Source organism: Streptomyces sp. NPDC127190 (assembly GCF_042672505.1).
GTDB lineage: Bacteria > Actinomycetota > Actinomycetes > Streptomycetales > Streptomycetaceae > Streptomyces.
Genome location: NZ_JBHXVE010000040.1, coordinates 43,895 through 54,907 on the forward strand (window position 1 = coordinate 43,895; position 11,013 = coordinate 54,907).

9 protein-coding genes are annotated in these 11,013 nt (G+C 70.9%); 5 read left to right on the plus strand and 4 right to left on the minus strand.

Annotation, left to right across the window (positions count from 1 at the left end):
* Positions 1-7: 7 nt before the first annotated feature.
* Together ACFVIU_RS36545 and ACFVIU_RS36550 are read right to left on the minus strand one after the other, a co-directional pair.
* On the minus strand, positions 8-817 hold the full coding sequence (locus ACFVIU_RS36545; protein ID WP_385847924.1) for an Fpg/Nei family DNA glycosylase: 810 nt from the start codon (positions 815-817) through the stop codon (positions 8-10).
* 68 nt (positions 818-885) lie between these two features.
* A complete protein-coding gene (locus ACFVIU_RS36550; RefSeq protein WP_385847925.1) occupies positions 886-1,371 on the minus strand; it encodes a ribose-5-phosphate isomerase in 486 nt (161 codons plus the stop codon).
* A 293-nt stretch (positions 1,372-1,664) separates the two neighbouring features.
* Between ACFVIU_RS36550 and ACFVIU_RS36555 the strand changes: the two genes are divergently transcribed.
* Complete coding sequence (locus tag ACFVIU_RS36555) at positions 1,665-3,089, plus strand: amino acid permease (RefSeq protein WP_385847926.1); 1,425 nt, start codon at positions 1,665-1,667, stop codon at positions 3,087-3,089.
* Here ACFVIU_RS36555 and ACFVIU_RS36560 read toward each other — a convergent pair.
* Positions 3,016-3,561: a biotin transporter BioY gene (locus tag ACFVIU_RS36560; RefSeq protein ID WP_385847927.1), complete on the minus strand. Its 546-nt coding sequence runs from the start codon at positions 3,559-3,561 to the stop codon at positions 3,016-3,018. The genes ACFVIU_RS36555 and ACFVIU_RS36560 overlap by 74 nt on opposite strands.
* A 386-nt stretch (positions 3,562-3,947) precedes the next feature.
* On the opposite strand from ACFVIU_RS36560, the gene ACFVIU_RS36565 reads away from it, so the two are divergent.
* Positions 3,948-5,330: an amino acid permease gene (locus ACFVIU_RS36565; RefSeq protein WP_385847928.1), complete on the plus strand. Its 1,383-nt coding sequence runs from the start codon at positions 3,948-3,950 to the stop codon at positions 5,328-5,330.
* A 126-nt stretch (positions 5,331-5,456) separates the two neighbouring features.
* Positions 5,457-6,104, plus strand: a complete 648-nt coding sequence (locus ACFVIU_RS36570) for a superoxide dismutase (protein ID WP_385847929.1) — start codon at positions 5,457-5,459, stop codon at positions 6,102-6,104.
* A gap of 116 nt (positions 6,105-6,220) precedes the next feature.
* Here ACFVIU_RS36570 and ACFVIU_RS36575 read toward each other — a convergent pair whose 3' ends face one another.
* Entirely contained in the window at positions 6,221-6,865 is a 645-nt protein-coding gene (locus ACFVIU_RS36575) for a DsbA family protein (RefSeq protein ID WP_385847930.1), read from the minus strand.
* Positions 6,866-7,012: 147 nt separating this feature from the next.
* Here ACFVIU_RS36575 and pepN point away from each other — a divergent pair, with 147 nt between their 5' ends.
* Complete coding sequence (gene pepN / locus ACFVIU_RS36580) at positions 7,013-9,595, plus strand: aminopeptidase N (RefSeq protein WP_385847931.1); 2,583 nt, start codon at positions 7,013-7,015, stop codon at positions 9,593-9,595.
* A gap of 252 nt (positions 9,596-9,847) precedes the next feature.
* Positions 9,848-10,885: a hypothetical protein gene (locus ACFVIU_RS36585; protein WP_385847932.1), complete on the plus strand. Its 1,038-nt coding sequence runs from the start codon at positions 9,848-9,850 to the stop codon at positions 10,883-10,885.
* Positions 10,886-11,013: the final 128 nt, after the last annotated feature.

The window sequence follows — 11,013 nt, forward strand, 5'->3', positions numbered from 1 at the left end:
CGGGCGCTCACTTCTGCTGGCAGGTGGGGCACCAGAAGAGGTTGCGGGCGGCGAGGTCGGCGGTGCGGACGGGGGTGGCGCAGATGTGGCAGGGCAGGCCGGCACGGCGGTAGACGTACACCTCGCCGCCGTGGTCGTCCACGCGGGGCGGGCGGCCCATGGCCTCGGGCGTGTGCTCGGGCCGGACGGTGTCGATGCGGTTGTTCCGGACGCCCTCACGCATCAGCGCGACGAGGTCGGCCCAGAGGGCGTCCCACTCGGCCGGGGTGATGTCACGGCCCGCCCGGTAGGGGTCGATGCCGTGCCGGAAGAGCACCTCGGCGCGGTAGACGTTGCCCACCCCGGCGACGGTCTTCTGGTCCATGAGCAGCGCGGCGACGGCCGTACGGCTGCGGGAGATCCTGCGGTGGGCCGCGCCCGGGTCGGCGTCCGCGCGGAGCGGGTCCGGGCCGAGGCGGTCGTGCACGGCACGCTTCTCGGCGTCGGTGATCAGGGCGCAGGTGGTGGGGCCGCGGAGGTCGACGTACCCGGTGTCGTTGGCCAGCCGGAGCCGGACCGTGTCGGTGGGCGGGGGCGCCGGGGCGTCGCCGAAGCCGACCTTGCCGAAGAGGCCGAGGTGGATATGGACCCAGTCGGTGTCGCGGAAGCGCAGGAAGAGGTGCTTGCCGTGGGCTTCGGTGGCGGTGAGGACCGCGCCGTCGAGCAGGGCGGCGGCGTCGGAGAACTTGCCCTGCGGGCTGCTGACGCGGGCGGGCCGTCCCGAGAAGCGCTCGGCGTAGTCCTGGGCCAGCCGGTGGATGGTGTGCCCTTCCGGCACGGCGGGGGTGTCCTTTCCTGCCTGCTGCCGGCCCGCGCACCCGGGCCGGGTGCGCGGGCCGGTGCCGGTTACTGCTGGGGGTGGTGGGCCGGGATCGGGGGGAGGTCGCCGGTCGTCTCGTAGTCCGACAGCATGTCGATACGGCGGATGTGGCGCTCGTCACCGGAGAAGGGGGTGTTGAGGAACACCTCGACGAACTTCGTCGCCTCCTCCTCGCTGTGCATGCGCGCACCCACCGCCACGACGTTGGCGTTGTTGTGCTGGCGGCCGAGCGCGGCCGTCTCCTCGCTCCAGGCGAGCGCCGCGCGGACGCCCTTCACCTTGTTGGCGGCGATCTGCTCGCCGTTGCCCGAGCCGCCGATCACGACGCCGAGCGAGTCGGGGTCCGCGGCCGTACGCTCCGCCGCCCGGAGGCAGAAGGGCGGGTAGTCGTCCTGGGCGTCGTAGATGTGCGGCCCGCAGTCGACGGGCTCGTGACCCGCCGCCTTGAGCCAGTCGACGAGGTGGTTCTTGAGTTCGTAGCCCGCATGGTCGGAGCCGAGATACACGCGCATGCCCTTGAGTGTGACACGAGCGTTTCGGGGCAGCAGCCTCGGGTGGCGGCGCGGGCACCCGCTGTCACACGCCGGGGAAGCCTGCCGAAATACGCCGGAAAAATGTGAGCCGAACCATAGAACCTCAAGGGAACCTCAAGTAACGATACGGATTCAGAGGTTCCCGAATTCGTTCGCCTCGGATTCACTGGACCGACTCGTACACCGCTCATGCGAGAACCCCGTACTCCCGCCCCACCAAGGCACCCCCGCTCGTACGGGATCCGCTCCACCGGCGCAAAGGAACTCCGTCCATGACCCCTGGTTCCGGACTTCAAGCAGGCCTCAAGAACCGCCATCTGTCGATGATCGCCATCGGTGGTGTGATCGGTGCCGGACTCTTCGTCGGCTCCAGTTCGGGCATCGCCACGGCCGGCCCCGGAATTCTGCTGTCCTACGCCCTCGTCGGCACCCTGGTCGTCCTCGTGATGCGGATGCTCGGCGAGATGTCCGCGGCCAACCCGACCTCCGGCTCCTTCTCCGCGCACGCCGACCGTGCGCTCGGCCGCTGGGCCGGCTTCTCCATCGGCTGGCTGTACTGGTTCTTCTGGGTCGTCGTGCTCGCCGTCGAGGCGACCGCCGGCGCCAAGATCCTGGAGGGCTGGATACCCGCCGTACCGCAGTGGGGATGGGCGCTCATCGTGATGACCGTCCTGACGGCCACGAACCTGGTCTCCGTCGGCTCCTACGGCGAGTTCGAGTTCTGGTTCGCCGGTATCAAGGTCGTCGCGATCGGCGCGTTCATCGTCGTCGGTCTGCTCGCCGTGTTCGGCGTGCTGCCGGGTGTGCACTCCGACAAGGCAAGCTTCTCCAACCTGACCTCGCACGGCGGCTTCCTGCCGCACGGTCCGGGCGCGATCCTCACCGGTGTCCTGCTGGTCGTCTTCTCCTTCATGGGCAGCGAGATCGCGACCCTGGCGGCCGGCGAGTCGGAGGACCCGCAGGCGGCGGTCACCAAGTCGACCAACAGCATCATCTGGCGTATCGGCGTCTTCTACCTGGGTTCGATCCTGGTCGTGGTCTCGCTGCTGCCGTGGGACGACGCCTCCATCGCGAAGAACGGCTCGTACGTCGCCGCGCTGGACTCCCTCGGGATCGCGCACGCCGGTCAGATCATGAACTTCATCGTGCTGACCTCGGTGCTGTCCTGCCTCAACTCGGGCCTGTACACGGCCTCCCGTATGGCCTTCTCGCTGGGCCAGCGCGGTGACGCGCCGAAGGCGTTCGCCCGGACCACCTCCCGCGGTGTGCCGATGGCGGCGATCCTGGCCTCGGTGGTCTTCGGCTTCGTCGCGGTCTTCTTCAACTACGCCTACCCGAAGACGATCTTCCTCTTCCTGGTCAACTCCTCCGGCGCGGTCGCCCTCTTCGTCTGGCTGGTGATCTGCTTCTCGCAGCTGCGGATGCGCAAGATCATCCAGCGTGAGGCGCCGGAGAAGCTCGTCGTGAAGATGTGGCTGTACCCGTACCTGACCTGGGCGACGGCCGGTCTGATCGTGTTCGTGCTCGGTTACATGCTGACCGACACCAAGGGGGAGAGCAGCGGCCGTACCACCGTGCTGCTGTCCCTCGGCGTGGCCGCGATCGTGCTGGTGATCGCCCTGGTCAAGGAGCAGATCGCCAAGGGCCGGCGGGCCGAGGCGGTCGAGGCCCGGACGGACAAGGTGTCCGTGGGCTGATCCACCCCGCGCATACGGCGACGGCCAGGTAGGGCACGCCGACGGCGTAGATGACGGCCTCGCCGAGGATCATCGCGCCCGCCATGCGCCACGGGGAGCGGTCGGCGCCGCGCCGGGCCAGGGCGCCGACGAGCGCCGAGGCGAGCAGCATGCCGACGATGTAGCCGAAGGTGACCGAGGACGCGCCGGCGGAGCCGCCCGCGAACCACGGCAGCCCGGCGACCCCGGCGAGCGTGTACACGGCGAGGGAGAGGAAGCCGCGGCGGGCGCCGAGCGCGGTGCCGACGAGCAGCGCGGCGAAGGTCTGCCCGGTCACCGGCACCGGGGAACCCGGGACCGGGACGGCCAGCTGGGCGGCGAGGCCGGTGAGCACGGCGCCGCCGAGGACGAGGGCCGCGTCGCGGACCCGGGAGGCGGGAAGCAGGTCGGCGAGGACTGCGCCGGGGCGCGCGAGGGCGGTGGCGGTGCTCATGGGGACTCCGCGGGGTGGTGTGGACATGTCGGGACTCCGTGACGCTATCCCAGCGCCCACCCGGCGATCACCGTCGGCGCTCGACAAAGGGGCGATCATCGCGTTCGTACGCTTCACACAAAACGTGCTGCTTACACCTGCACCGGCGTGACAACGGTCACTGAGGCAGAGCCGTTCCGCTCACTTCTCGGCCGGGCAGACGGACTGTGGGGTTCCGCCAAAGCGCCGCCGCGCGAGCCGGCCCGGCGATCGCGTGACCGGGCCCTCACCCTGGGTGCGGCGGCTGTCCGGATAGTGGGCAAGCTCTTCGCCTATACGGACAGGGGCCCGAGACTGTGGGCTCCTTTACCAGCCCATTGCCCCTCTGCATCGGGAGAGCCGCGCCCATGCCCAGCAGCACGACCACGGAGACACCGCCCCAGGAACAGGGTGCCTCCCTCTCGCATGGCCTCAAGCAGCGCCATCTGTCGATGATCGCCCTCGGCGGGGTCATCGGCGCGGGACTGTTCGTCGGTTCCGGTGCGGGCATCGCCGCCGCCGGTCCGTCGATCGTGATCGCCTACGCCCTCTCCGGCCTCCTGGTGATGCTGGTGATGCGGATGCTCGGTGAGATGTCCGCCGCGTACCCGTCGTCGGGCTCCTTCTCCGCGCACGCCGAGCGGGCCATCGGCCCCTGGGCCGGCTTCGCCGCCGGCTGGTCCTTCTGGGTGCTGCTGTGCACGGCCGTCGGCCTGGAGGGCATCGGCGCCGCGAAGATCGTCCAGGGCTGGGTGCCGGGCACCCCGCAGTGGATGTGGGTGGCCCTGTTCATGGCGGTGTTCTGCGGGTCGAACCTGGCCGCCGTGAAGAACTTCGGCGAGTTCGAGTTCTGGTTCGCCGCGCTGAAGGTCGGCGCGATCAGCCTCTTCCTGATCCTGGGCGCGCTGGCCATCGCGGGCGTGCTGCCCGGCACGGACTCCCCCGGCACCTCGCATCTGACCCACTTCCTCCCGCACGGCAGCGACGGCCTGATCATCGGCCTGCTCGCGTCCGTCTTCTCCTACGGAGGCATGGAGACGGTCACCATCGCCGCGGCGGAGTCGGAGAACCCGGTCAAGGGCGTGGCGTCCGCCGTCCGCACGGCCATGTGGCGCATCGCCCTGTTCTACATCGGCTCGATGGCGGTCGTCGTCACCCTGGTCCCGTGGAACTCCGCGGACGTGGTGACCAAGGGCCCGTACGTCGCCACGCTCGACCACCTCGGCATCCCCGGCGCGGGCCAGCTGATGAAGGTGGTCGTCTTCGCCGCCCTGCTGTCCGCGATGAACGCCAACATCTACGGCTCCTCGCGCATCGCCTTCTCGCTGGTCGAGCGCGGTCAGGGCCCGAAGGCGCTGGCGAAGCTGTCCGGCGGGGTGCCGCGGATCGCGGTCCTCACCTCCTGCGTCCTCGGCTTCGTCTGCGTGCTGCTCAGCTACTGGAGCCCCAACGGCGCCTTCAAGTGGCTGCTGAACATGATCGGCGCGGTCATCCTGGTGGTCTGGATGTTCATCGCCGTCTCCCAGCTGCTGCTGCGCCGCCGGATCGAGCGGGAGGCCCCGGAGAAGCTGGTGGTCCGCATGTGGGCGTTCCCGTGGCTGACCTGGGTGGCGCTGGCCGGCATGGTCGCGATCTTCGTGCTGATGGCCCGGGAGCCGGACACCCGCATCCAGCTGTACTCCACGGGCGGGATGACCCTGGCCCTGGCCGCCGTCGGCTACCTCCGGCAGCGGGCGCGCGCCAAGGGCTGAGCCCCCGCCGCACCGAGCAGGCCCCCGCGTCGAAGGACACGCGGGGGCCTTTCTGTTGGCCGGAGCTTGTTGTTGATAGCGTGCTCTTGCAAGTTATTTGCAATAAGCTTCCCGAGGGGGTCACCCATGCCCGTCTACACGCTGCCCGACCTGCCGTACGACTACTCCGCGCTCGCCCCCGTGATCAGCCCCGAGATCATCGAGCTGCACCACGACAAGCACCACGCGGCCTACGTCAAGGGCGCCAACGACACCCTGGAGCAGCTCGCCGAGGCGCGGGACAAGGAGTCCTGGGGGGCGATCAACGGCCTGGAGAAGAACCTGGCCTTCCATCTGTCCGGCCACATCCTGCACAGCATCTACTGGCAGAACATGACCGGCCCGAAGGAGGGCGGCGGCGAGCCGCTGGCCGCCGACGGGGTGGGCGAGCTGGCGGAGGCGGTCAAGGAGTCCTTCGGCTCCTTCGCCGCGTTCAAGGCCCAGCTGTCCAAGGCGGCGGCCACCACCCAGGGCTCCGGCTGGGGCGTCCTCGCGTACGAACCGCTGAGCGGGCGGCTGATCGTGGAGCAGGTCTACGACCACCAGGGCAACGTCGGCCAGGGCGCCACCCCGATCCTGGTCTTCGACGCCTGGGAGCACGCCTTCTATCTCCAGTACCGCAACCAGAAGGTCGACTTCATCGAGGCCATGTGGCAGGTGGTCAACTGGCAGGACGTGGCGAAGCGCTACACCGCCGCCAAGGAGCGCGGCAACGCCCTGCTGCTCGCGCCCTGAGAAACGCCGCCCTGCCTCGTGATCGTCTTCTCACCCTTCACGTCGGCACGGCGGAGCAAAAAGGGGGAACCCCCGCGAGGACGTGACTCGCGGGGGTTCCCTCTGTGCGCGCTGCCCTACAGGTTGCTGAAGTCCGGGCCCTTGGTCCGGGTCCGCTTCAGCTCGTAGAACCCCGGCACCGAGGCCACCGCCAGGGTGCCGTCCCACAGCCGGGCCGCCTCCTCGCCCTTGGGCGCGGGGGTGACGACCGGGCCGAAGAAGGCGAGCTGCTCGCCGTCCGGGCCGGGCACCGCCATGACCGGGGTGCCGACGTCCTGGCCGACCTTCTCGATGCCCTCCTTGTGGGAAGCGCGCAGCTCGGCCTCGTACTCGAAGTCCTGCTGCTCGGCGTAGTCGATCAGCTCGGCGGGCAGGCCGACGTCCGCGAGGGCGCCGGCGATGGCCTCCAGGGTGGGGCCCTCGCCGTTGTTGTGGATGCGGGTGCCGAGCGCGGTGTACAGCGGGCCGAGCACGTCCTCGCCGTGCCGCTGCCAGGCGGCGGTGACCACCCGCACCGGCTGCCAGGCCTTGGTGGCGAGCATCTCCCGGTACTGCTCGGGCAGCTCGTCGAGCTTGTCCTCGTTGAGGACGGCGAGGCTCATGATGTGCCAGCGGACCTCGATGTCGCGGACCTTCTCCACCTCCAGCACCCAGCGGGAGGTCATCCAGGCCCACGGGCACAACGGGTCGAACCAGAAGTCGACGGGGGTCTTCTCCGACATGTCTCTCCTCGCGAGGCGGCGGTTCACCGGTGAACATCCTGGGCAACGCCCCCGCTCGCCCCGCACATTCCCTGCTGTGCGGCGTCAGGGGCTCGTGGCAGGATCGGTGCTGTTCACCATTCGAGACGCCCCGAGGGAGTACCGCCCGTGCCCGGTGAGAACCTGTCCCGCGACGAGGCCCGGGAGCGGGCCGCCCTGCTGTCCGTCGACGGGTACGACGTTTCCCTGGATCTCAGGTCCGCCGTGGGCGAGGGGGACGGGGAGCCGCGCACCTTCCGCTCGGTGACCACCATCCGGTTCCGCTGCAACGAGCCGGGGGCGACCAGCTTCGCCGATCTCATCGCGCCGAGCGTGACCGCCGTCTCGCTCAACGGCCGGGACCTGGACCCGAGCGAGGTCTTCGACGGCGCGCGGATCGCGCTGGAGGACCTGGCCGCGGAGAACGAGCTGGTGGTGGACGCCCGGTGCGCCTACTCCCGCACCGGCGAGGGCATGCACCGCTTCGTCGACCCGGAGGACGGCGAGGTCTACCTCTACACGCAGTACGAGCCGGCCGACGCCCGCCGGGTCTTCGCCAACTTCGAGCAGCCCGACCTGAAGGCGCCGTACCGGTTCGAGGTGCGGGCGCCGGAGGGCTGGACGGTGTGGAGCAACGGCGCCGGCGAACGGGTGGACGGGGTCTGGCGGTTCGCGGAGACCAAGCCGATCTCGACGTACATCACCTGCGTGGTGGCGGGGCCGTACCACTACGTGACGGACTCCTACACCCGCACCCTCGAGGACGGCACGAAGCTGGAGATCCCGCTCGGCGCGATGTGCCGCAAGGGGCTGGCGCCCTACTTCGACGCGGACGACGTCTTCCTGATCACCAAGCAGGGCCTGGACTTCTTCCACGAGCACTTCGACTACCCGTACCCGTTCGGCAAGTACGACCAGGCCTTCGTGCCGGAGTACAACCTGGGCGCGATGGAGAACCCGGGTCTGGTGACCTTCCGCGAGGAGTACATCTTCCGCGGGAAGGTGACGCAGGCGTCGTACGAGGCCCGGGCCAACGTCATCCTGCACGAGATGGCGCACATGTGGTTCGGCGACCTGGTCACCATGGTGTGGTGGGACGACCTGTGGCTGAAGGAGTCCTTCGCGGACTTCATGGGCACCTTCGGATGCGTCGGCGCGACCCGCTTCAAGGACGCCTGGACCACCTTCGCCAACCGGCGCAAGGCCTGGGCCTACCGCGCGGACCAGCTGCCCTCCACGCACCCGATCACCGCGGACATCCGCGACCTCCAGGACGCCAAGCTGAACTTCGACGGCATCACCTACGCCAAGGGCGCCTCGGTGCTCAAGCAGTTGGTGGCGTACGTCGGGCAGGACGCGTTCCTGGAGGGCGCCCGCCGCTACTTCAAGCGCAACGCGTACGGCAACACGCGCCTCGGCGACCTGCTGTCGGTGCTCGGCGAGACCAGCGGACGGGACATGTCGGCCTGGGCCCGCTCCTGGCTCCAGACGGCCGGGGTGAACGCGCTGATCCCGCAGGTGCTGCTGGACCCCGAGGGCAGGGTGGCCGAGCTGGCGGTGGTGCAGGAGGCCCCGGAGGCGTACCCGGAGGAGCGCCCGCACCGGGTGGCGGTGGGCCTGTACCGCCGTACGCCCGAGGGGGCGCTGGAGCGGTACGCGCGCGCGGAGACGGACGTGGAGGGGCCGCGTTCGGTGGTCGCGGAGCTGGCCGGTGCGGCGGCGCCGGACCTGGTGCTGGTCAACGACGACGACCTGACGTACTGCAAGATCCGCTTCGACGAGACCTCGCTGGACACGCTCCGCTCCGGCCTGGGCGCGCTGACCGACCCGCTGGCCCGCGCGCTGTGCTGGTCGGCGCTGTGGAACCTGACCCGGGACGCGCTGCTCCCGGCCCGGGAGTTCATCGGGCTGGTGCTGCGGTTCGCGGGCCGCGAGTCGGACATCGGCGTGCTCCAGATGCTGCACGCCTGGGCGAACACCGCGCTGGCGCACTACGCGACGCCGGGCTGGCGGGCGACCGGTGAGGCGCGGCTGGCCGAGGGTGCGCTGCGGGAGCTGCGGGCGGCGGAGCCGGGCAGCGAGCACCAGCTGGCCTGGGCGCGGTTCTTCGCCTCGGTGGCCTTCGCGGAGCCGGACCTGGCGCTGCTGAAGGACCTGCTGGACGGCACGACCACGGTCGACGGCCTGGTGGTGGACCAGGAGCTGCGCTGGGCGTTCCTCCAGCCGCTGGCGGCGCACGGCGCGGCCGACGAGTCGGTGCTGGCGGCCGAACTGGCCCGGGACGACACGGCGTCCGGCAAGCGCCACCAGGTCCGCTGCCTGGCCGCCCGCCCCTCGGCGGCGGTCAAGGCGCAGGCGTGGGCCCAGGTGGTGGAGTCGGACAGCCTCTCCAACGCGCTGGTGGAGGCGACGATCGCGGGCTTCGACCAGCCCTCGCAGCGGGAGCTGACGGCGCCGTACGCGGAGAAGTACTTCGCGGCGATCGACCGGATCTGGCGGGAGCGGTCCATCCAGATCGGCATGGACGTGGTCCGCGGGCTGTTCCCGGCGTACCAGGACCGCCCGGAGACCCTCGACGCGGCGGACGCCTGGCTGGACGCCCACCAGGACGCGGCCCCGGCGCTGCGCCGGCTGGTCCTGGAGGCCCGCGACGACCTGGCCCGTGCGCTGCGCGCCCAGGCCTGCGACGCGACGGCGGCCGTCGGGGACTGATCCTGCGCTCCTCCACGGCGACCGGAACCCGCCAGCTTTGACCCAAGCTTTGGCCTGAGCTTTGGCGGCCGGTCACCGTTACGGAATTCGTTCCATCGCACCCGTAACCCCTGGTCCACCCCATGCGGACCAGGGGTTTTCGGCGCCTGATCGGCATCCGAACACCTGACCTTTAGTCCCGCCTTGTCCGTATTCATCGACGACCGTGTAACAGCGGTTAAAGAGCGGACCGGGTGCGGGAATCCCGAGGCCATGACGCACAACACCCCGCTCTCCCCCCGCCCGCTCCGCCACCTCTCCGAGGTCCACCGCCGCGTCCTGACGACGGCCCAGCTCCGCTCCCACGGCGTCACCACGGCCGAGCTGAACGAGCAGTGCCGCGCCGACGGCCCCTGGCAGCTGCTGCTCCCCAACGTGGTCCTGCTCCACCCCGGCCCGCCGACGAGCGAGGAGCGGCTGCACGGAGCCCTGCTGTACGCGGCCCGCGAGTCCGTGCCGGGCGTCCCGGCCCAGCCCACGGCCGAGGACCCGCACCGCGCGCTCTACCCGGAGGCGATGCTCACCGGCCTGGCGGCCCTCACCCTGCACGGCTTCTCCGCCACCCCGCCCGTGTCCTCCCTGGACCACGTCGACGTCCTGGTGCCCCGGCTGCGCCGGCTGCGCTCCACCGGCTACGTCCGGGTCATCCGCACCCCGGCCCTGCCCGCGCCCCGCGCCGCGGCGGGCCTGCCGGTGGCGCCGGTGCCGCGCGCGCTGGCGGACGCGGTCATGGAGCTGACGGACGCGGACGCGGTGCGCCGGCTGCTCACCGAGGCGGTGCGCGGCGGCCACTGCGAACCGGCCGCCGTCGTCCGCGAGTTGACCCAGGCGAAGCTGCTGAGCCGCCCCCATGTGGTGGACGCGGTGGACTCCCTGCTGGCGGAGGGCCGTTCGATCGCCGAGGACCGGCTGTACCGGATGGTCCGCGAGTACGGCCTGCCCGACCCGGTCTGGAACGTCGACCTGCGCCTGCCCGGCGGACCGCACCTGGGCGGCCTGGACGCCTACTGGCCGGACCAGGCGGTCGCCGTCGAACTCGACACCCGGGCACCGCGCCAGGACGAGGACGCCCTGTGGTCGGAGTACGCCCGCAAGCGTGAACACCTGGAACGCCTGGGCATCACGGTCGTGTACATCACCCCGAAGAAGCTCAGGGACGGGATGGAACAGCAGGCGGCGGTCGTGCGCACCGCCCTGATGGCCGCCGCGGACCGCGACCCGGCCGCGTATGTCGTGGTGCTGCCCCGGTAGTGACGACGAGGCCGAGCACCAGGAGGGGAGAGGAGGGGGCCCCCGGGGGCGACCGGGGGCCCGCCGCGTGGGGGCCCCGCGCCCCCGCGGGGCCCCGGCGCGGGCCGGAGGTGGGGGGGGCGCGCGCG